The 21,103-nt window shown below is 73.2% G+C and carries 20 protein-coding genes; 9 read left to right on the plus strand and 11 right to left on the minus strand.

All coding sequences use genetic code 11. From position 1 onward, the window contains the following. Positions 1-139 precede the first annotated feature (139 nt). A complete protein-coding gene (locus tag ACH4FH_RS08870) occupies positions 140-922 on the plus strand; it encodes an MBL fold metallo-hydrolase (protein WP_398555059.1) in 783 nt (260 codons plus the stop codon). Next, positions 919-1,584, plus strand: a complete 666-nt coding sequence (locus ACH4FH_RS08875; RefSeq protein WP_398555060.1) for a DedA family protein — start codon at positions 919-921, stop codon at positions 1,582-1,584. Before ACH4FH_RS08870 ends, ACH4FH_RS08875 begins: the two co-directional genes overlap by 4 nt. Before the next feature lie 139 nt (positions 1,585-1,723). Here ACH4FH_RS08875 and ACH4FH_RS08880 read toward each other — a convergent pair whose 3' ends face one another. From ACH4FH_RS08880 to ACH4FH_RS08890, 3 genes are all read right to left on the minus strand, one after another. Then, positions 1,724-2,704 carry an MBL fold metallo-hydrolase gene (locus tag ACH4FH_RS08880; RefSeq protein WP_398555220.1) on the minus strand — a complete coding sequence of 327 codons (981 nt, stop codon included), beginning with the start codon at positions 2,702-2,704 and terminating at the stop codon, positions 1,724-1,726. Positions 2,705-3,161: 457 nt separating this feature from the next. Then, entirely contained in the window at positions 3,162-4,367 is a 1,206-nt protein-coding gene (locus ACH4FH_RS08885) for an aminotransferase class I/II-fold pyridoxal phosphate-dependent enzyme (RefSeq protein WP_398555061.1), read from the minus strand. Positions 4,368-4,601: 234 nt separating this feature from the next. Further along, the gene (locus tag ACH4FH_RS08890; protein ID WP_398555062.1) at positions 4,602-5,060 is read right to left on the minus strand and encodes a GNAT family N-acetyltransferase; all 459 of its coding nucleotides are present in this window, start codon (positions 5,058-5,060) and stop codon (positions 4,602-4,604) included. 138 nt (positions 5,061-5,198) lie between these two features. Between ACH4FH_RS08890 and ACH4FH_RS08895 the strand changes: the two genes are divergently transcribed. The 4 genes from ACH4FH_RS08895 to ACH4FH_RS08910 all read left to right on the plus strand — a co-directional run bounded on the left by ACH4FH_RS08895 (position 5,199) and on the right by ACH4FH_RS08910 (position 9,336). After that, entirely contained in the window at positions 5,199-6,683 is a 1,485-nt protein-coding gene (locus tag ACH4FH_RS08895; protein WP_398555063.1) for a bifunctional phosphatase PAP2/diacylglycerol kinase family protein, read from the plus strand. A 151-nt stretch (positions 6,684-6,834) separates the two neighbouring features. Continuing rightward, positions 6,835-7,650 carry a class I SAM-dependent methyltransferase gene (locus tag ACH4FH_RS08900; RefSeq protein WP_398555064.1) on the plus strand — a complete coding sequence of 272 codons (816 nt, stop codon included), beginning with the start codon at positions 6,835-6,837 and terminating at the stop codon, positions 7,648-7,650. Positions 7,651-7,769: 119 nt separating this feature from the next. Continuing rightward, a complete protein-coding gene (locus tag ACH4FH_RS08905; protein ID WP_398555065.1) occupies positions 7,770-8,945 on the plus strand; it encodes a CapA family protein in 1,176 nt (391 codons plus the stop codon). Positions 8,946-8,982: 37 nt separating this feature from the next. After that, positions 8,983-9,336, plus strand: coding sequence for a VOC family protein (locus ACH4FH_RS08910; protein WP_398555066.1), 354 nt, complete (start codon positions 8,983-8,985; stop codon positions 9,334-9,336). Between the two features lie 136 nt (positions 9,337-9,472). Here the strand turns inward: ACH4FH_RS08910 and ACH4FH_RS08915 are convergent, their stop codons facing one another. Both ACH4FH_RS08915 and ACH4FH_RS08920 read right to left on the minus strand, forming a co-directional pair. Next, positions 9,473-10,396, minus strand: a complete 924-nt coding sequence (locus tag ACH4FH_RS08915; protein WP_398555067.1) for an NADP-dependent oxidoreductase — start codon at positions 10,394-10,396, stop codon at positions 9,473-9,475. A 102-nt stretch (positions 10,397-10,498) separates the two neighbouring features. Continuing rightward, positions 10,499-11,164 carry a TetR/AcrR family transcriptional regulator gene (locus ACH4FH_RS08920; RefSeq protein WP_398555068.1) on the minus strand — a complete coding sequence of 222 codons (666 nt, stop codon included), beginning with the start codon at positions 11,162-11,164 and terminating at the stop codon, positions 10,499-10,501. Between the two features lie 64 nt (positions 11,165-11,228). On the opposite strand from ACH4FH_RS08920, the gene ACH4FH_RS08925 reads away from it, so the two are divergent. Further along, entirely contained in the window at positions 11,229-12,557 is a 1,329-nt protein-coding gene (locus ACH4FH_RS08925; protein ID WP_398555069.1) for an aldehyde dehydrogenase family protein, read from the plus strand. Between the two features lie 57 nt (positions 12,558-12,614). Here ACH4FH_RS08925 and ACH4FH_RS08930 read toward each other — a convergent pair whose 3' ends face one another. The 5 genes from ACH4FH_RS08930 to ACH4FH_RS08950 all read right to left on the minus strand — a co-directional run bounded on the left by ACH4FH_RS08930 (position 12,615) and on the right by ACH4FH_RS08950 (position 17,501). Then, positions 12,615-14,648: a DUF5107 domain-containing protein gene (locus ACH4FH_RS08930; protein WP_398555070.1), complete on the minus strand. Its 2,034-nt coding sequence runs from the start codon at positions 14,646-14,648 to the stop codon at positions 12,615-12,617. A 108-nt stretch (positions 14,649-14,756) separates the two neighbouring features. Further along, complete coding sequence (locus ACH4FH_RS08935; RefSeq protein WP_398555071.1) at positions 14,757-15,662, minus strand: arginase family protein; 906 nt, start codon at positions 15,660-15,662, stop codon at positions 14,757-14,759. 181 nt (positions 15,663-15,843) lie between these two features. Then, on the minus strand, positions 15,844-16,227 hold the full coding sequence (locus ACH4FH_RS08940) for a glyoxalase superfamily protein (RefSeq protein ID WP_398555072.1): 384 nt from the start codon (positions 16,225-16,227) through the stop codon (positions 15,844-15,846). 32 nt (positions 16,228-16,259) lie between these two features. Next, complete coding sequence (locus ACH4FH_RS08945; protein WP_398555073.1) at positions 16,260-16,829, minus strand: GNAT family N-acetyltransferase; 570 nt, start codon at positions 16,827-16,829, stop codon at positions 16,260-16,262. Positions 16,830-16,910: 81 nt separating this feature from the next. Continuing rightward, positions 16,911-17,501, minus strand: a complete 591-nt coding sequence (locus ACH4FH_RS08950; RefSeq protein ID WP_398555074.1) for a DUF2867 domain-containing protein — start codon at positions 17,499-17,501, stop codon at positions 16,911-16,913. A gap of 137 nt (positions 17,502-17,638) precedes the next feature. Between ACH4FH_RS08950 and ACH4FH_RS08955 the strand changes: the two genes are divergently transcribed. Beyond that, entirely contained in the window at positions 17,639-18,826 is a 1,188-nt protein-coding gene (locus ACH4FH_RS08955; protein WP_398555075.1) for a cytochrome P450, read from the plus strand. A 5-nt stretch (positions 18,827-18,831) separates the two neighbouring features. Continuing rightward, positions 18,832-19,056 carry a ferredoxin gene (locus ACH4FH_RS08960; RefSeq protein WP_398555076.1) on the plus strand — a complete coding sequence of 75 codons (225 nt, stop codon included), beginning with the start codon at positions 18,832-18,834 and terminating at the stop codon, positions 19,054-19,056. Positions 19,057-19,065: 9 nt separating this feature from the next. Here the strand turns inward: ACH4FH_RS08960 and ACH4FH_RS08965 are convergent, their stop codons facing one another. Beyond that, the gene (locus ACH4FH_RS08965; protein ID WP_398555221.1) at positions 19,066-20,880 is read right to left on the minus strand and encodes a CocE/NonD family hydrolase; all 1,815 of its coding nucleotides are present in this window, start codon (positions 20,878-20,880) and stop codon (positions 19,066-19,068) included. Positions 20,881-21,103: the final 223 nt, after the last annotated feature.

Genomic DNA, 21,103 nt, shown 5'->3' on the forward strand with positions numbered 1-21,103 from the left:
ATGCCCCGCACCTGACAGCGTGGCACGGGCCGGCTGACCGACCACCGCCCTGGTTCCGCGGACGGGTTCGGTTCCCGGCGACCCGTTTCAGGGTGGATGGTGGAGGATCGGAAGTGGGCGACGAGACGGGAGGCCATCGATGGCGGTGGAGGTCACCTGGTGGGGGCACGCCACTGTGACGGTCGAGGACTCCGGGGTGCGGGTGCTGACCGACCCGCTGTTCGTGCGCCGGCTGGCGCATCTGCGGCGCCGGCGTGGCGCCCTGCCCCCACCGGAGGCCGCAAGGGCCGATCTCGTCGTGGTCTCTCATCTGCATGCCGACCATCTGCATCCGGCGTCGCTCGCCCGCCTCTCCCCCGGTACCCGGCTGCTGGTGCCGCGCGGGGCGATGGCGGCCGTGGCGGGTCTGCGGCGGGTGGCCGCCGAGCGGCGACTGCGGGTCACCGAGGTGCTGCCCGGTGAGGAGGTCGCGGTCGGCCCGGTGACGGTGCGGGCGGTGCACGCGGCGCACGACGGGCGGCGGCTGCCCTACGGACCGCAGCGGGTGCCCGCGCTCGGCTATGTCGTGCAGGGCGCGGCCCGGACCTACTTCGCCGGGGACACCGGGCTGTTCGACGAGATGGCCGACGAGGTCGGGGCGTGCGAGGTGGCGCTGCTGCCGGTGGGAGGCTGGGGCCCGTTCCTCGGGCACGGCCATCTGAACGCGCGGCGCGCGGCCGAGGCGGCGGCCCGGCTGGCGCCGTGCAGCGCCGTACCGGTGCACTACGGCACGTACTGGCCGATCGGGATGGACGCGGTACGGCCGCACGAATTCCACTCGCCCGGCCAGGAGTTCGAGCGGCAGAGCGCGCTCGTCGCGCCGGAGGTGCGGGTGCACCGGCTCGGACAGGGCGAGTGCGTACGGCCGGTGGTCGCCCGATGACGCTCCTCGGCGACCTGGCGCGGAGTGTGCCGCCGGAGTCGACACAGCAGGCGGTGACCTATCCCTCGCTGTTTCTGCTGGTGGTGCTCGGGTCGTTGGTGCCGGTGGTGCCGACCGGTGCGCTGGTCAGTTCGGCGGCGGTGGTGGCCTTCCATCACACCTCGCCGTTCTCGCTGCTGATCGTCTTCGGTGTGGCGGCGAGCGCCGCGCTGCTCGGCGACATCGGGCTGTACTGGCTCGGACAGCGTGGCGTCCACTCCTCCAACGGCTCCCGCTGGCTGGAGCGGCTACGCGCCCGGGCCGCGCCGGAGCGGCTCGCCCAGGCGCGGCACAAGCTGGACGAGCACGGCGTGCTGGTGCTGGTGCTGTCGCGGCTGGTCCCGGCGGGGCGGATTCCGATCATGCTCGCGTGTCTGCTGTCCGCGATGCCCCTGCGGCGGTTCGTCCGGGGCGACATCCCGGCCTGTCTGGCCTGGGCCGCGACGTACCAGCTCATCGGCCTGGTGGGCGGCTCACTGTTCAGCGAGCCGTGGGAGGGCGTGGCCGCGGCTGTCGGCCTCACGCTCGCGCTCGGCGCGGCACCGGTGCTCTGGCGACGCGTCAGGCCGTCCGACGGAGCGAGCAGGCGCAGTGGGCACAACGGTGACGACACGTCAGGCTGACGGGGTGTGCGGCCTGTTTCCCTAATCCTGCGGAGAAGCGGAGATGCGGAGAGGCGGAGGACCGGCCTGCCGACGTCGGGGGCCTCGACGAGCCAGCCCCCGAGCACCCAGGGCACCTTGGCACCCAGCCCCGACGCCCTCAGACCTCGGCGAGAACCCGCGACCCGCCGACCGGCAGGTCCCAGAGGTCTTCCCTGGCGCGGCCGGTGGCGGCCCAGGCGGCCCGGACGCGGTGCAACGGCTCCAGGGGCGGCTCGGCGGAGAGCAGGAACGTCGACCAGTGCATCGGCACCAGGCTCCGGGCACCGAGGTCCTGGCAGGCCCGGACGGCTTCCTCCGGGTCGGTGTGCACCGGGCGCAGCATCCAGCGCGGGTCGTAGGCGCCGATGGGCAGCAGGGCCAGATCGATGCCACGGTAGCGGCGGCCGATCTCCTCGAACCAGTGACCGTAGCCGGTGTCCCCGGCGAAGTGGATCCGCCTCCCGTCGGGCGCGGTGAGCACCCAACCGCCCCAGAGGGAGCGGCAGGTGTCGGTGAGTGTCCGCTTGCTCCAGTGGTGGGCCGGGACGAAGTCGACGCGTACGGCGCCGCCGGGGGCGGGCAGTTCGACGCCCTCCCACCAGTCGAGGTCGGTGACCTGGGTGAAGCCGCGGCGCCTGGCCCAAGGGGCCATTCCGGCGGGGAGCAGGAGCGTGGTCTCGCGCGGCAGGCGTTTCAGCGTCGGGGCGTCGAGATGGTCGTAGTGGTTGTGGCTGATGACGACCGCGTCGACGCGGGGCAGGTCCTCCCAGCGGACGCCGACCGGGGTGACCCTGGCCGGAGTGCCGAGGATCTTGCGGGACCAGACCGGGTCGGTCAGTACGGTCAGGCCGCCGATCCGGATGACCCAACTGGCGTGCCCGGCCCAGGTGAGGGCGACGGTCGTGGGGCCCGCAGTCGGCAACGAACCGGGCGCGAAAGGGAGTTCGGCGATTTGACGGAGCGCTTCGGGCACCGGCCGCAGCTTGCCCTCCCGGGCGATCCTGGCGAGCGCGCGGACGCCTGGCAGCGGTGCCGTCAGCCGGTCGGTGAAGTCGCGCGGCCAGCTGCGAGGTTCGCCCAGCGGACGGGGCTCGGACAGCGGTGGCTGGGTGGTGGGCGGGAGGACAGGAGCGTCGGGCCCCGCGGGTGGGTACGCCGGACGGTCGGCCACCGGACCTGCCGCGCCCTCGGCGGGGAGGGCGGGCTCGACGACATGCACCTGCCCACCCCGGGGCCGCGCGCCCTCGACGCCGACGGCCGTCGCGATGGCCTCACCGTCCGCGCCGTCCGCGCCGTCCACGCCCGTCCCGCCGTCGGCCTGGACCGCCGTTTCGGCCGACGGCATCGCGGCCGTCACCCGCGTTGCCTCAGGAGGTCCTGTCAGGGCGCTCCGTTCGACGGCCGGGCGTCGCTCGCCCGGTGCGGACCCGGCGCCGGAGCGCTCGGTCTGTTCGGTCATCGACGGGCTCCATTCGGTGGGCACCACCAGGGCGGATGCGGAACAGTTGGGGCAGTTGCTTGCTGAGGCAGAGCGCGGCGGACGCCGGCGCTCAGCCCTACGGGGCCGCGAGCCCGGCCAGCGCGCGGGACAGGGCGATCAACGTCTCGTCGACATGCGGTAGTTGGAGAGGATCGACCGCGTCCAGCGCACGTTGCCGCAACTCCATGTCCGCACCGAGAAGCGCCTCTGCGCCCAGCCGCACCCGCAGGGCGCCCGGGTCGTCTCCGAACCGGTGGCCGCCACGACCCGCCCAGGGTGCCAACTCCCGCTCCAGCGCGACGGAATCGGTGATGCCGCGAGCGGCCAGGGGGCGGCGCAGCGGGTCGAGGTCGGCGTACACATGGCTGCCGGCGTGCGGAGGGCGGCACACGGCACCGGCGTCGGCGAAGGCTCGATGGAGTGCCGAGGTCAGCGTGCCGTACACCCGGGCGGCGGTGGCTGTCCTCCTGCGTACGGCGTCGGGTTCGCCGAGCGCGTGGGTGACGGCGCAGGCGATCGGGCCGGGCAGCGGGCCGCCGAGGCCGGCCAGCGCTTGGTGCGCCGCGGCCCGCAGTGCGGCGCCGCTGTCGGTGGCCGGGAACCGGGCGAGCGCCACGGGCCAGGACGCGGGCACCAGGGTGGCCCGCAGATCGGACACCACCACGACCTCGTCGGGCAGCATCTCGGCGGGGCTGAGCACCACCGTGTCGTGCGGATCGTGCAGCAGGTCGCGGCGCGACTCGTCGCTGATGACCCACAGCCCCTCCTCGGCCGCCGCCTCACAGACCTCGTGCAGCTGCTCGGGCGGCGGGCAGGTGCCGGTCGGATCGTCGGCGACGGAGAGCACCAGGACGCGGGGGGCCTCGCCGTGCATCCGGGCCCGCCGGACGGTCTCCAGCAGCGCGAACGGGTCGGGCACGCCGCCGGATTCGGCGGGCACGGGTACGAGGTGCACCGGCCGGCCCAGCAGCCGGGCGGGCGGCGCGTACCACTGCGAGCAGGGGCGCGGCAGCACCACGGCGCCGCCTGCCGCGGCGTACAGCGCGAGGAGCAGGGTCGGTGTCCCCGGGGCGGCGAGCACCCGGTCGGGGTCGGTGACCAGGCCGCGGCGTTCCCAGTAGCCGCAGCCGGCGGCGCGCAGCGGCAGGGAGCCGCCGGGGGGCTCGGGTTCGGTGCGGCCGGCGGCAGCGGAGAGGTGCGCGGCGAGGTCCGGAAGGACCGGCAGGCCCACCGGCGGGTCCGGGTCCGGCTCCCGCTGCGGATCATGGACGGTCCGCTGCATCCGTACCTCCACACTCCACGACGGCAGGTCGATCGTGGGCCCTCACATGAGGGACGGGCCCCGTCCACCTTTGCAGATCGGGGCCGTGGCGGTGGGGGGCGACACGTCAGCCGGGGGTGGTGCCGGGCACCGCGGCGGGGGGTCGGGGCCGTATGGGGCAACCGTTCGCTCGCGCGTACGACAGGGGTGGGCGCCGTTTCCCCGGCGCCGGGGAGCCTCGGAGGCCCACCGGGGTCAGTCGTCCGCGGCCGGGGCCGCGCGGTGCGGCGCCTCGTAGCGGTGGACCTCGACGGTCTCGCCCGCGCCCCAGTCCTGCCGCTCGGTGGCCCGGCGGACCCAGCCCTGCCGCTCGTAGAGGGCGATGGCCGAGGTGTCGGTGGCCTTCACCTCCAGGACGGGCCGCAGCCCGCGCGCCGCCGCCTCCCGTTCGACGCCGCGCAGCAGGCTCCCACCGAGGCCCCGCCCCCGGGCGGCCGGGGCGACGTACAGCCGGCTGATCTCCCGTCCGCAGAGCGCCGCGTGGCCGACGATCGCGCCGTCCGCCTCGGCGACCCAGGCGGCGGTCAGGTCTCCCGGAGTCAGCCAGCTCGCCGGCTCGGCGGGCCAGTGGTGCGGGTAGCCGCTGTGGGTGTGCACCTCCGCCAGGACGGCCACCAGGGCATCGAGGTCGCCGTCGGCACGTCTCCTGATCACCGGGGCATGCAAGCACACCCGGCGGTGCCCGTCACCCGGTTTCGACGCAGGCCGGGCGCGGCCGCGGTGTGAGACAGCCGACGCCGCGAGCGGCGCCATGGTGGCCTGCGGCGCCACGGCTGGGGTACAAGGTGGCGCATGCGAACGCTTCTGACCAACCTCGACCGGCGGACCTTCGAACGGGTCGCCTCTCGCGAGTGGCCCGGCGCCCAGCGGGTGCTGCCCAGGCTGACCCGCAGCGCCAACCACGGACTCCTGTGGTTCGGCATCGCGGCCGGCGCGGCCGCGCTCGGCGGCCGGCCCGCCCGCCGGGCCGCCTTGCGCGGGGTGGCCTCACTGGCGGTGGCGTCGGCGACGGTGAACACCTTCGGCAAGCGCTCCGTACGGCGCGACCGCCCGCTGCTGGACACGGTGCCCGTCATACGGCAGCTCGGCCGCCAGCCCTTCACCTCCTCCTTCCCGTCCGGGCACGCGGCGTCGGCGGTGGCCTTCGCCACCGGTGTCGCCTTCGAGAACAGGTGGTGGGGCCTGGCACTGGCACCGGTCGCCGCGTCGGTGGCGTTCTCGCGCATCTACACGGGCGTCCACTATCCGGGCGATGTGCTGGCCGGCGCTGCGCTGGGGGCCGGTGCGGCGTTGGCGGTGCGCGGTGTCGCCCCCACCCGTGCGCAGCTGGCGCCGCCCGCCCGGCCACGGGCGGACGCGCCGGCACTGCCCGGTGGGCGCGGTCTGGTCGTGGTGGCGAACTCGGGCTCGGGGCAGCGTGGTGGGCCGCGCCCCGACCGCGCCCAGGAGGTGCACGGGGTGCTCCCGCAGGCCGAGGTGCGCGAGTGCGGCGGGCCGGACGCGCAGCCGCTGGACAAGCTCCTGGAGGACGCCGCGGAGCGGGCCAGGCAGCTGAACGGCGCCCTGGGCGTGCTCGGTGGCGACGGCACCATCAACGCCGCGGCGGCGGTCGCGCTGCGGCACGGCCTGCCGCTGGCGGTACTGCCGGGCGGCACCCACAACCATTTCGCCTACGACCTGGGGATCGAGACCTACGGGGATGCGGCGCGCGCCGTGGAGAGCGGCGAGGCGGTCGCGGTGGACGTGGCGCGGTTCCGCGCCGGCCCGCATCGTGAGGCGCAGGTCTTTCTCAACACCTTCTCGGTCGGCGCCTATCCGGAACTGGTGCGGATCCGGGAGAAGTGGGCGGGCCGCATCGGCGCCTGGCCGGCCGGCGTGCTCGCCGCCTGGGAGGTGCTGCGCACCGCGGAGCCGCTGACGGTGCACGTGAACGGCAAGCGGCGGGCCGTGTGGATGCTGTTCGTCGGCAACTGCCAGTACCGGGGACTGGGCCTCGCTCCGGTGCGCCGGCACGACCTGGCGGACGGGGTGCTCGACGTCCGGGTGGTGCACGGTGGCCGGCTGGCCCGCACCCGCCTGCTGACGGCGGCGCTGATGGGCACCCCGCGGCACTCGCCGGTCCTCAGCGAGGCCAGGCTGCGCGGGCTGCGGATCGAGGGCCTGCCGCCGGGCACGGACCTCGCCTTCGACGGTGAGGTGGCTGCGGCACCACGCCAGTTGACCCTGGAAAAGCAGAACGAGGCGTTGACGGTCTACCGCCTCCTGCCCGAATGGTGAGATATAGCTCTCATGATGCGAGATCCCCGCGTACGGTGTGACCACCACACCGAAAGGCGTGCCCGGTAGGCCCCCGCGCACGCCGAGTGGCGGTCGGTGGGCGTGTCGTTGCGCCACCGGCCGCCCTCCCGGGAACGCGAAGGAGCCGGCCATGCCGCAGGAGTCCGCCGTCTACACACACGGCCACCACGAGTCCGTACTGCGCTCACACACCTGGCGCACCGCAGCCAACTCGGCCGGATACCTGCTGGATTCGCTCCTGCCGCACATGCAGATCCTGGACATCGGCTGCGGCCCCGGCACCATCACCGCCGACCTGGCCGCACGGGTACCGGACGGACAGGTCACCGGCCTGGAGCACGCGCCGGCCGTGCTGGAGCAGGCGCGTGCCACCGCCGCCGCGCGCGGGCTCGACAATGTCCGCTTCGCGGTCGGGGACGTCCACGCACTGGACTACCCGGACAACTCCTTCTGCGTGACGCATGCCCACCAGGTTCTGCAGCACGTGGGCGACCCGGTGCAGGCGCTGCGCGAGATGCGCCGCGTCACCAGGCCCGGCGGAATCGTGGCTGTCCGCGATGCGGACTACTCGGCCATGACCTGGTATCCGGAGGTCGACGGGCTGGCCGACTGGCAGCAGCTGTACCTGCGGGTGGCCCGCGCCAACGGCGGCGAACCGGACGCCGGACGCCGGCTGCACGCTTGGGCCCGCCAAGCCGGCTTCGACCCGGCCGCGGTCACCGCGACCACCGGCACCTGGTGCTACCGCACCCCCGAGGAACGGTCCTGGTGGGGCGAGCTGTGGGCGGACCGCACGGTCGCCTCGGCATACGCGCGGATGGCGGTGGACGGCGGGCACGCCACGGCGGGCGAGCTGGACCGTATCGCCCGCGCCTGGCGCGAGTGGGCCGCCGAGGAGGACGGCTGGTTCGCGGTTCTGCACGGCGAAATCCTGTGCCGCGTCTGACAGCGCTGCGGCCACCGCCGTAGCCACTTCCGGACGGAAGGGGGTGCGCTGTCCAACTGACGGCGCAACCCTCTCCCCCGTCCGGCATATAATCCTATTTATCCCGGTATAGGTCAGTCGTGACTCAACAGCGACTGGCCGCCGTGGCGGCACTCACCCTGCTCGCGGCGGGCTGCGGAACCCAGCAGCCCGCTGGTCCCGCACGCTCCTCGGACCCGGCCCCGCCGCATGTCGCCCGGGCCGCGCGGGGGCCCGGATTCACCCTCCTGGCCACCGGGGACGTCCTCCCGCACACGGAGATAATCAAGCAGTCCCATACGGACGCCGGCGGCCGCGGCCATGACTTCCGCCCCATGCTTGCCGGGGTCAGACCCGTGGTCAGCCGCGCCGACCTGGCGATATGCCACATGGAGACGGTGTACGGCAAGGACGGCGGGCCGTTCTCCGGCTACCCCGCCTTCAAGTCTCCGCCGCAGGTCGCCGCCGCCCTCAAGCACACCGGCTACGACTCCTGCTCCACCGCCTCCAACCACACCCTCGACGACGGCGCGGACGGAGTGCGGCGCACGCTCGGTGCGATGGACGCCGCGGGGCTGCGTCACGCCGGCGCGGCCCGCTCCGCCGCCGAAGCCGGCCGAATATCCCTGATGCAGGCCGGCCCCGCCAAGGTCGCGCAGCTTTCCTACACCTACGCCACCAATGGCATACCGCTGCCCCAAGGACAGCCGTGGGCGGTCAATCTGATCGACCGGAAGAAGATCATCGCCGACGCCCGGTCCGCCCGCGAAGCCGGTGCGGATGTCGTCGTGGTCAGCGTCCACTGGGGCACGGAGTGGCAGCAGGAGCCCGACGAGCAGCAGCGCACCCTGGCGCACGCCCTGACCGCCTCGCGCACCGCGGGACGGCCCGACATCGACCTGATCCTGGGCACCCACGCGCATGTCCCGCAGGCCTACGAGAAGGTCAACGGCACCTGGGTCGTCTACGGCATGGGCGACCAGCTGGCGGGCTACATGTACAACCCGCCGGACGTGGTCGACGGGCGCGGCAACCAGAGTTCGATGGCCCGCTTCACCTTCGCCCGCCCGGCCCGGCCCGGTGACCGCTGGCCCGTCGACAAGGCCGAGTTCATACCCCAGCTCACCGATCTGAAGGACCGCTTCCGGGTGGTGAACCTCGCCGACGCCCTGGCCCGGGAGCCCGGCCGCACCGACTACACCGCGGCCCGCGACAGCATCCGGAACATCGTGCTGTCCCGGGGCGCGGCGAAGGACGGTCTGATCATGTCCAAGTGATCGCGCACCCCGAGGCACGCCAACTAGGCTTGCCCGCATGGACATTCTGGGGACCTCATTGCGGGTGTGCGTCAGCGATCTCGAGGCCGCGGTCGGCGTCTACGAACGACTGACCGGCGCCGAGGCGGTCCGCTTCCAGCGCGGCGGCGTCGCGGTCGCGGCCGTCGGGTGCTTCTTCCTGATGAGCGGCCCCGAGGCGGAGTTGTCGGTACTGCGGAAGATCACGGCGACGCTCGCCGTCAAGGACGTGGACGAGGCCGTCGCCGATCTGTCGGCGGTCGGTGCGGACATCATCGCGGGCCCGCTGTCCACGCCTATCGGCCGCAACCTGGTGGCCCGCCACCCGGACGGCTCGGTCTTCGAGTACGTCGACCGGCGGCAGGACGCCTGAACAACTCCCCCGGCGGCGCACCCACCGTGCCGAGGCCGGGCGCAGTGGATCGCCGGGCGACTCGGCCGCTCTCCTCAAGCGGCCGAGTCGCCTGCGTCGCCTGCCTCTCGGCAACCGTGGCCCCACGGGCCCCTGGTCAGGAAACGTCCAGGACGATCTTGCCGCGGGTGCGGCCCGCCATACTGCGGCGGAATGCCTCCGCCGCCTCGGACAGGGGGAACGTCGCGTCGACCGGCACGGTGAGCTTGCCGGCCTCCGCGAGGTCGCCGAGGGCGGTCAGATCCGCGCTGTCGGGGCGCACCCACACCATGTGACCGCCTTTCGCGGTGACCTCGGCGTCCGCGACGGACACCACCCGGGTCCGGTCCTTGAGGACCTCCTGCGAGACGTCCACGGCGCCGCCGCCGACGAAGTCGACCGCCACGTCCACCCCTTCGGGGGCCAGCTCCCGCACCCGGTCGGCGAGACCGTCGCCGTAACTCACCGGCTCGGCGCCGAGGGACCGCAGGAACTCGTGGTTGCGCTCGCTCGCCGTGCCGATGACGCGGGCCCCCTGGGCCACCGCGATCTGCACGGCGAGCGATCCGACGCCGCCCGCGGCGGCGTGCACCAGGACCGTCTCGCCCTGCCGGGTGCCGACCCGCTTGAGCGCCTGATAGGCGGTGAGCCCGGCGAGCGGCAGTCCCGCCGCCTGCTGCCAGTTGAGCGAGGCCGGCTTGCGCGCGAGGGTGCGGACCGGCGCGGAGACCAGTTCCGCGAAGGTGCCGTGCTGGACCTCGTCCTTGCGGACGTAGCCCATCACCTCGTCGCCGACCGCGTACTCGGTAGCGTCCACACCGACCGCCTCGACCACGCCCGCGACGTCCCAGCCGGGGATGAGGGGGAAGTGCATGTGCATCAACGCGTCCAGATAGCCCGCGACGATCTTCCAGTCCACGGGATTGACGCCGGCCGCCTTCACCCGGACCAGGACCGCGTCGGGAGCCACCTTCGGGTCCGGCTGGTCGGTGTATTCGAGGACCTCGGGTCCGCCATAGCTGTTGGTGATGATCGCCTTCATGATCGTGACAACGAGTGACGGGCCGGGATCATTCCCTCACGGCCGGGACGGTCACCGAATGGCGTACGCGTCAGCACGGCGGCAGGGCGGGCGCGTTGGAGTTCATCCCCCGTCGGCAGCGGTGGACGCGCCCAGCGCGCGCAGCAGGAACGGGAGCAGCTCCCGTGCCATCGCCTCCCCGGACGAGGGGGTGCGGGATGCCGGAGGCTGAGTGTCGGGAGTGAGGAAGAGCCGGCTGACCATCGAGCCGACGACGAGGTCGGCGAGGACGTGCGCGTCGTCAAGCGGCGGGATGTCGCCGCGGGCGACCGCACGCCGGACCACGGTGGCCGCACGATCGCGGACGGGCTGGACGATGGCGGTGTCCAGGACCCGGGCCAGCGCCTCGTTGTGCGCGGCCTCCCCGATCAGCACGTGCAGCAGCCGGCCGCCCGGCCCTTCCAGGGTGTGGGCCTTGTCCCGCAGCAGCGCGGCGAGGTCGCCTTCGAGACCGCCGGTGTCCGGCTGCGGGCCGAGGTCGGCCGCCCAGCGGACGGCGGTGCCCACGACCAGGTCTTCCTTGGAGCGCCAGCGGCGATAGAGCGTCGCGGTGGACACCCCGGCCCGTTTGGCCACCGCCGCGGTGGTCAGCCCGCCGTACCCGCTTTCCTGAAGGACCTGCACGGTGGCCTCCAGCAGGGCCCGGTCGCGTCCGGCGTCGCGAGGCCGGCCGCGGGCGGGCTGCCGCTCGGCGGTCGCGGTCTCGTTGCTCTCGGTGCGTTCGGCCACACCGGGAGTCTAGCCGCCACTCAATACGAAACGAAACACTTTCGTTTCATGTAGCCTCGGGAGCATGGCTTCTCACACCCCCACCACGCCTCTGGACGCCGCCGCCGTCGTGGACCGGCTCCGCGCGACCTTCGCCACCCACCGCACCAGGTCGACGGCCTGGCGGCGCGGACAGCTGGAGGCACTGCGCACCCTGCTCACCGAGCACACCGACGACCTCGTCGCGGCGCTCCACGCCGACCTGGGCAAGGGCCCCAAGGAGGCATACCGCACCGAGGTCGGCTTCACGATCAACGAGATCGACCACACCCTCGCCCATCTCGACGACTGGCTGGCCTCCCGGCCCGCGGACCTCCCCGAGCGGCTGCTCCCGGCAACCGGCCATGTCGTCCGCGAACCCCTCGGCGTCGTCCTGGTGATCGCCCCCTGGAACTACCCGCTGCAACTGGCGCTCGCCCCGCTGGTCGGGGCGCTGGCCGCGGGCAACTGCGCCGTCGTCAAGCCCAGCGAACTCGCCCCCGCCACCTCCGCCGCGCTGGCACGGCTGCTGCCGCGCCATCTGGACGACGAGGCGGTGGCCGTCGTCGAGGGCGCCGTCCCGGAGACCACCGCACTGCTGGAGCAGCGCTTCGACCACCTCTTCTACACCGGCAACGGCACCGTCGGCCGGATCGTGATGGCGGCCGCCGCCAAGCACCTGACGCCGGTCACACTCGAACTCGGCGGCAAGAGCCCGGCCGTCGTCGACCTGGGCACCGATCTGGCCGCGGCGGCAGCGCGGATCGTGACGGGCAAGTTCCTCAACGCCGGACAGACCTGCGTCGCGCCCGACTACGTCCTGGCCGTCGGCGACACCGCGGAGGGCCTGGAGCAGCAGCTCGCCGAGGCCGTGCGCGAACGCTTCGGGGCCGACCCGGCCGCCGCCCCGGAGTACGGACGGATCGTCAACGAGCGGCACTTCGACCGGCTGACCGCGCTCATCGGCAGCGGCCGCACGGTCATCGGCGGTACCCACGACCGCGCCACGCGCTACCTGGCGCCCACCGTGCTCGCCGATGTCGCCCCCGACGCCCCGGTGATGCGGGAGGAGATCTTCGGCCCGATCCTGCCGATCGTGCGGGTGCCCGACCTGGACGCGGCGATCGCGTTCATCAACGAGCGCGACAAGCCGCTCGCGCTGTACGCGTTCACCGCGTCCGACGACACCAAGCACCGGCTGCTGACCGAGACCTCCTCCGGCGCCCTCACCTTCGGGCTGCCGGTCGCCCATCTCACCGCGCCGGACCTGCCGTTCGGCGGGGTCGGCGAGAGCGGGATGGGCCGCTACCACGGCGAGTACTCCCTCGACACCTTCAGCCACAGCAAGGCCGTGCTGGACAAGCCGCTGGCCTGACGGAGCGCCGGCCGGGACGCGCGGTCCCAGCCGGCTCCACTCCGCCGGCCGCACCCGTCACACGGGCCGCATCCGGTACTCGTACCGCTCCGGCAGCGGGTGCTCGGCACGGGCCGTGGCGCGTACCTCGTCGGTGACGGGGCCCTCGCCCGCCACCAGGCGTTCCGCGACGGCGTACCAGGTGTCGCTCAACGTCTCGTCGCCCTCCCGCAGATCGGCGATCTCGAAGCCCGCGTCGAAGATCTCGCGGGCCTCGGCGGTCCGACCCCGGTCGAGCAGCACCTGGGCGGTCAGCAGCCGGAACCGTCCGTCGGCCGACGCGCCCTCGGGCAGCCGCCCGAGCAGTTCCGCCGCCTCCTCGCTCCGCCTCGCCGCGAGCAGGACCGGGACCGCCTCCCGGACGAGGGCCGGCAGCGCCGCCCGCCAGACACGGGCGGACGGGCCGGGCGGGGCGGAGTGCGCGGCCCGGTCGGCGCAGGCGAACGCCTCCGCGAAGCGGTCGGCGGCCCGCGTCGCGTCGCCCGCCTCCCACTCGGCCACCGCCAGGCAGTACAACGGCAGACAGCCGGCGCCGTGCGACAGCGCACGCTCCCAACTGCGGACGGCCTGCGCACGGTCACCGGCGTGCCACTGGGCGAGGCCGAGGTGGTAGTCGGTCGCCGGGCCGGGCCGGGCGGACTCCAGCAGATCGCGCCAGGCAGGGGCGACCTGCGTGGCACCGGGCACCGGAGCGTCGGCGGGCAGATCGCCGGTGGTGAGGAGGGTCAGCCACGGCTGCTGTTCCTCGCCCAGGGTGGCCGCGTCGAACGGCGTGCCGGGCAGTTCGTGACCGGCCCGCGCGGCTTCGAGCGCGCCCCAGCCGGAGCCGGTGGCGAGCGGCTCCTTCGGTTCGGTGTCGGCGTAGGGCCGCCAGGCGGCGTAGGCGGCGTCGACGTCCGCCCGTGGAAGGGCCGCCTCCAGCCGGGCGGCGACCTCATCGCGGGCCGCGCTCCAGTCGTCGCCGTGCACCACCGCCGGGTCTGCGGCCAGCGGCCCGTACGCCTCCAGCCAGCTGAACTCGCCTCCGCCGTCGAGCTCCACATGCTCCAGCTGGGTACGGGCCAGACCCGCCTGGATCTCGGCGTAGCCGCCGGTTCCCGGCTCGGTGAGCCAGCGCTGCCAGCGCCGCCCGGCCCGCTGGGCACCCCAGACGAAGAGCTTGCGGCCGCGCAGTGTGTCGGTGGAGGTCTGCACCAGGCCGCGGCCGCCCTCGTCGAGGGAGGTGATCCAGCGGCGGGCGCCGTCGGGGACCTCGTAGAAGTAGTCGGCGGGGACGTCGCTGCGCAGCGGGTAGCTGCGGTCGGCGCCGTCGGACTCGGGGGCCGGGACCCGGCGCAGGGTGTGCTCGTAGCCGAAGTGCCATGCCTCGTCGGCAGGGGCGACGACGCGGGTGCCCTCGGCTTCGGGGACGGCGATGTTGGACCACCAGTAGACCGGCGCGGTGTGGTGGTGCGGATTGCGGATGCGGACGCCGACGTACAGGAAATCCGAGCCCTCGGGCAGCCAGAGGTCCACCTGGAAGGGCAGGTCACGCAGTCGTTCCCACTCCCACAGCCGGAGCATTTCGCCGCCGTCGGGTGCGGGGACCCGGGCGGCGTGCAGCGGGGCACAGGCGAGGGTGGTGTGGCCCGTGGCGCCGATGTTCCACTCGATGCCGCCGGAGAACCAGGCGCCGTTGAGGGCGAAGTTGGCGGGCTGAAGGACGGGGTTGCGGTAGAGCAGTTCGCGGTCGGTGGGCTTGTGGTGCAGGGAGTACACCCGGCCGCCGAGGCCCGGCAGGACGGTGGCGCGCAGCCGGTCGTTCTCGATGACGACCGCCTCGACCTCGGTGCGCTCGCGGTGGCGTCCGTAGCCGTCGCGCCTCGGCGTGGGCAGGATCGTGCGCAGCGGCTGGTAGTGGATCTGGCGCGCCATGTCGGCGGGCAGGCCGGCGTCCTCGGGAATCCGGATGCGGTGCAGGTCGTCGGAGGCACGCAGGGCGGGCAAGGGGTTGTCGGGGCCGATGGGCGCTGCGGGAAGGGTCAAGGTGGTGCGTCGCACACTCGTGGCCACGGCTGCCTCGCATGGTTGGACCGGGCCACCTCTGCTGCGGTGGCCGCCTGTTGACCATGGAACATCGTCGCGGCCGGTCTGCACAGGGCGTGTTGCGGACAGGTGAGGTCAGGGTTGCGCAAAGACGCTCTCCAGGAGGTCGGCGAGCAGCGCTGCACCGGCTCCTTCGGGATCGCGGTCCGGGTCGTAGATGGTGACATCGACGCCGACGCATCGCGGTGAGGCGGCCAAGGGTCCGAGCAGGCCGCGCAGTTCTTCGGTGAGCAGGCCGTCGGGGTCGGGGCTGTCGACGGCGGGCATGACGGAGGGGTCGAGGACATCGGCGTCGAGGTGGAGCCAGAAGCCGTCGAGCGGGGGGTGCTGGAGGCGGCCGAGGGCCTCGCGCGCCACCGTCCCGGGTCCGCGCCGGCGTATCTCGCCGACCGGGGCGTGGCGGATGCCGAGGCCGGTCAGCTCCGGCTGGTCCTCGTCGGCGTCGCGGATGCCGAGGACACTGATGTCGGTGTCCCGGACGTAGGGCCGCAGTCCGTCGATGTCCGTCAGGTCCGGCTGTCCGCGCCCGGTGATCTGCGCGACGCCCTCGCCGGCGGCGGCGCCCACCGGGCCGGTCACCGCCGTGTTGCCGGGGTGTCGGAAATCGCCGTGGCCGTCGAGGTACGCCACGCCGTACCGCCCCAGCCGGCGCAGCGCGAGGACGGCGCCGAGCAGGATGCTGCAGTCGCCGCCGAGCAGCACCGGGAACGCGCCGCCGCGGACATGCGTCTCGACGCGCTCGGCGAGTGTGCGGGTGTAGCCGGCTATGGCGTCGGCGTGGAAGTCGCCGTCGCCCTCCTGCCACTGCCCCCGGTCGTAGCGCGGGGGCACCACCACCCCGCCGTCCTGTGCGCCGAGCCGCCGTAGCAGCCCCTGGTCGCGCAGCGCGCCGGCGAGCTTGTAGCAGCCAGGGACCGTGCCGGGCGCGGGCGGGCGCAGTCCGAGGTTGGAGGGGGCGTCGATGAGTACGGTGCGGCGCATTCCGGGATCGTAACGGGCCTGGGGCGTACGGCCGTTGGGTTTCCGCCAGGCGCCCGGAACGGTGCCGGCGGGCCACCGGGGCGGTCGGGCAGCGACCGGGGCGGGACACCGATCGCTCGGGACGCCGGACGGCCGGCACACCCGGACGGCCGGAGCGCCGGTCGCTCGGCACGTCAGCCGTTCAGGACGCGGGCTCGTCCGGGTGCCGCTCGTGGAAGCGCAGCCGGTTGCCGAACGGGTCGGTCAGGGTGAGCGACGTGCCCGTCTCGTCCACCTCCAGGCCGGGCCGCAGGTTGGGGTAGTCCTTGCCCGCCAGCTCGGCGTGCAGGTCCCGTACTCCGCTCAGCTCCAGGAAGACGGTGGACCCGGGCGTCGCGTCGCCGTGGTGCTCGGACAGATGCAGGACCAGGCCGTCGCGCGAGACCTGGGTGTAGAGCGGCATACCGGGCTCGTAGCGGTGCTCCCAGTCGACGGTGCAGCCGAGATAGCCGAGATAGAAGGCGTGCGCTGTGGCCAGATCGAAGATGCGGAAGACGGGCACGGTGCGGCGGAAGTCGATTCCCATGGCCCCACTCTGCCCGGTCGGCACCGCGAGGATCACGCCTTCCCGGCCCCCTCCGCCCCTTCCTCGGGCACCATCTCGCTGGTGATCGCCCAGCGCTCGTGGTCGCGCCACGCGCCGTCGATGAAGAGGAAGTCCGGTGAGAGTCCCTCCAGCCGGAACCCGGCGCGCTCGACCAGGGCGATCGACCGGGTGTTGGCGGGCTGGATGTTGGCCTCCAGCCGGTGCAGACCCATCTCCTCGAAGGCGTGGCGCAGGACCAGCCGGAGCCCCTCGGTCATGAGCCCGCGCCCGCCCGCGTGCGCGAAGGCTCCGTAGCCGATCGCACCGCATCGAAAGGCGCCGTGCACGATGTTGTTGATCGTCAGGAACCCCACGATCCGGCCGTCGGCGTGCGCACGGAACAAGAAGCCCTCGCGCACCGGTTCCTCCAGCCTGCGCAGGTAGCTGTCGTACGCGGCGGGGGTCTCCGGCGGGAACAGCCACGGGTGGTGCAGGGGCCTGCTCTCCCGGGCCAGCGCGGTGAACTCCTGCTGGTCGGCGGCGGTGAAGGGCCGAAGGTCCACGCGGGGTCCGCGCGCAAGCGGGCGAGGGTTGATCGTCATCGGCAGATCCTACGGAGGCGGGGCGGCGCCTGGCCAGGCAGGCGCCGTACGGCGCCGCCCGCAGGGCGCGCTGATCCGGCGTCACCGCACCGGGTCGCGCGGCCCTTCGCTCCTCGCCCGCCGCCACTCCCGCTCCCCCGCTGCGGGTGCGGCGAGCGCGAGGCGGCGGTGGGTCCTGCGCAGCATCGTCCGGGCCATGAAGGGGTGGACGCGCCGTACGGCGGCGAAGTAGAGCCGCCCGTTGAGCCCGTGGAGACGCACGACCGTGCCGAGGGTGACACGGCCGTCCGCGACCAGGATCGAGGCGCGGAAATCCAGATGCCGGGCATCCCGGCCGAGCAGGATCTCGCCGCCCGCGCGCCCGGCGACGGGGAAGGAGGCGCCGCGCAGGACACCCTCCCAGGCTGCGGGCTCCTCCGGCATGCCCGGCAGCAGATCCATCTGCCAGGCGTCCCGGAAGTCGGTGCGCGCGAAAGCCTGCTGGGCCGGCCGCGCCCCGGTGGGCAGCGCGACGGCACGGGGGCGGGGCCACGACAGGCGGTTGAGCAGCCGGACCCGGCGCGACCGGCGGGCAGGCGCCTGCACCCGTCCGACGACGGCCCGTTCGATGTTGTCGAAGACTTCCTCGGCGGCATCGCCGACCGGACGGACACCCCGCCGAACCCGGCTCAACCCGCAGAAGTTGGCCGAACTGCCCGTAGACGTCCGCCGGGACGCAGGCATGAGGTGGGACCGGGTGCGTCGCACGGGGCGCGCTTGTCCGTCACATGCCGCGCAGGGGACCCGGGCCCCTCGTACGGGAGGCGTCCATGACCGAAGCCATCTCCTTCCCCCAGGACCGCACCTGTCCCTACCACCCCCCGGCCGGCTACGACTCGCTGCGCGCACAGGGCCCCTTGGCCCGCGTCGCCCTCTTTGACGGCCGCTCGGTATGGGCGGTGACCGGCCACGCCGAGGCACGCGAGCTGCTCACCGACCAGCGGCTGTCCTCCGACCGGCTGGACCCGGCCTTCCCTATCCCGAGCGAGCGCTTCTCGGCGGTCCGGCGGACCAGGGCGCCGCTCCTGGGCGTGGACGACCCCGTGCACAACACCCAGCGCCGGATGCTGATCCCCAGCTTCGGCGTCAAGCGGATCGCCGCGATGCGCCCGGAGATCCAGCGGATCGTCGACGACCTCCTCGACCGGATGCTGGCGCAGGGCCCGCCCGCCGAGCTGGTCTCCGCCTTCGCGCTGCCGGTCCCCTCCATGGTGATCTGTTCACTCCTCGGCGTGCCGTACGCCGATCACGAGTTCTTCGAGGAGCAGTCCCACCGGATCCTGCGCGGCCGTACCGGCGAGGAGGCGGAGACCGCCCGCCAGACCCTGGAGTCCTACTTCGCCGATCTGATCACCCGGAAGGAGAAGCATCCGGGCGACGGGCTGTTGGACGAACTGATCGAGGACCGGCTGCGAGCCGGCGCGCTGGAGCACGACGAACTGACCCGAATGGCCATGATCCTGCTGGTCGCCGGCCATGAGACCACCGCCAACATGATCTCGCTGAGCACTCTCACGCTGCTGGAACACCCGGAACAGCTGGCGCAGTTGCGCTCCCGGGAAGACCTGATGCCCAGCGCGGTGGAGGAGCTGCTGCGCTTCCTGTCGATTCTCGACGGCATCCTGCGGGTGGCGAAGGACGACATCGAGTGGGGCGGGCGGACCATCCGGGCCGGCGAGGGCGTGATCTTCCCGGCCTCCCTGATCAACCGCGACGGCACCGTGTACCCGGCGCCGGACACCCTGGACCTCGGCCGTGCCGCCCGTCACCATGTGGCCTTCGGATTCGGTATCCACCAGTGCCTGGGCCAGAATCTCGCGCGGGCGGAGATGGAGATCGCCCTGCGTTCCCTCTTCACGAGGATCCCGGGACTGCGGCTGGCCGTTCCGGCCGGCGACCTCCCCATCAACCCCGGGGACACTCTGCAAGGCATGATCGAACTGCCCCTGGCCTGGTGAGCGGGATGACGACAGCATCGGGAAAGGAGTCCGGCGTGCGGGTCACCGTCGACCAGGACATCTGTATCGGCGCCGGCCAGTGCGCCCTGACCGCGCCGCGGGTCTTCACCCAGGACGACGACGGTTTCGGAACGGTGCTGCCCGGCCGGGAGGACGGCGCGGGCGACCCGCTGCTGCGGGAGGCCGCCCGCGCCTGCCCGGTGCGGGCCATCGAGGTCGCGGGCGGCTGAGCGGCAGCGCTAGCCCACATGCCCCCGCATGACCGGCAGTTCGAGCACTCCGGTGTCGCCGGGGGCACTGGTGACCGTCACGGGCTTGATGCCGCGGTTGCCCGTGTAGGCGGAGTCGCTCGCGGCGACGACGAAACGCAGCCGGTGCCCCGGCTGGAAGCGGTGCACGATGCCCGGGAGTTCCACGGTGAAGCGCCGGGTCACATCCGGCACCCGGGCCGGGGCCACCAACCGGTGCACCAGCGTCTTGCGGCCGTCCGGCGCGATGTCGTAGAGCTTGGCGAACAGCACCAGCTTGCCGGCCGCGTCCGAGGAGTTCTGCGTCCGCTCGGCCGCCGGCGAGACGACCTTGAGCGTCACCTCGGGTGCGCCCACGAGATCCGCCGGCCCGCCCGTCACCGGCTCGGACGTCCATGCCAGGTGAGTGCCCGCACCGTCGAACGGCGCGGTGTCCGGCATACCGAGCAGCCCGGCCAGCGAACTCTCCGAGTGGCTGCTGGCCACCGGGAGGTTGCGGTAGTGCCGGCTGCCGCGCGCCACCTTCGTCTGATTGTCGACGAGCTTGCCGTCACCGGAGAGGTACAGCCGCTGACTGCCGCTCGTGGGATAGCCGGAGGCGGTCGCGTAGCTGGAGCCCTCGGGCGCCCAGTCCTGGTAGTAGGCGAAGGCGGGCCCGGTGTCGGTGTCCGTCCTGCGGTGCAGATAGCGGTCGAACCACGCGAGGATCCGCCGTCCGACGTAGCTGGTCTCCAGATTCCCCTGCTTGAGATCGAGTTCGCCCGCGACCGGCTTCTTCATCCCCCCGCTGTGCCCCCATGCCTGCCAGATCATCTTGGTCTCGGTGCCCTGGGCGGCCAGGGTGCGGTAGGTGTCGGCGGCCTCGTTGAGGTTGAACAGGCTGTCGGCCTGGCCCTGGACGAGCAGCGTCGGCGCGGTGACCGACTTCAGATACGAGACCGGGGAGACGCTGCGGGCGTAGCGGAGCATCGTCGCGGTATCCTGGGCCGGGTAGCTTCCGGAGTCCAGCAGCCGCTTGGTCTGGCAGGCCGACGCGACGAAGTGCAGACAGCCCGCGCCGCCGGTCCGTGAGCGGTCCAGGCCGGGGTGCGCCAGCCCCTGGGCCTCACCGATCAGGAAGAAGCCGTTCGTCCACTGGTACTTGTACGCGCCGGGCACCTGGCCGGTTGCGCCGCTGCCGCGGTCGGCGTTGTTCGGGGCCAGGGAGTACGACAGGTCGTTCCAGGTGATGAGCGGCACCAGCGCGTCCACCCGGTGGTCGGCGGCGGCGGTGGCCATCTGGATGGCACCGCCGTAGGACCCGCCGATCATGCCGACCCGCGGGTCCTTCGCGCCGTCCTTCGTGACGTAGTCGACCCGGGTGCCGTCATCCGCCGCCCGGACCCCCGCCAGGACGTCGACGAGCTGGGAGGCCGCCTTCCCGTCGATCCGGGGGTCGTCCAGGGAGATCGGGCAGCCGGTCTTGCCGAAGCCCAGACCCGAGTAGGCCATGGCGACATAGCCACGGGCGGCGAAGGACTTGGCGGTGACGTCGGTCGAACCGTCCGCCTTGCTTCCGCCGAAGCCGTTGGTGGTCAGCACGGCGGGTGCCGGGTGTGCGGCGCTGACGCCGGCCGGGCGGTAGAGGTCCGCATCCACGGTGCAGCTGCGGTCGCCCGCGCGGACGGTCACCTTCAGGGCGGTGACGGTATACGGCGCGGCGGCGCTCGCGGGGGCGGCGGTCAGGGCCAGCGGCGCGGTGAGGGCTGCCCCGGCCAGCAGGGCGAGTGACCTGCGCAGTGCGGGGCGGGAGACGGCTCGGGACACGCTGGGCACGCAGACCTCCACAAGGACACGTCGTACCAACCAGTCGGTAACGGCGCGCTCATGCTGTGACACGAGTAACCCGCATGTCAACGCTTCTGACGCGCGTCGCTGTTCGGACGTCAGTTCAGCAGGCGCCCTCGGCGCTTGCCTTCACTCTCACACCATTCGGCGTGTTTTTCACAGGACATGACGGTGCGTCACCCGAGTGGGCGCGTACGGTCCG

The sequence above is a fragment of the Streptomyces sp. NPDC017993 genome (genome assembly GCF_044328065.1).
Taxonomy (GTDB): domain Bacteria; phylum Actinomycetota; class Actinomycetes; order Streptomycetales; family Streptomycetaceae; genus Streptomyces.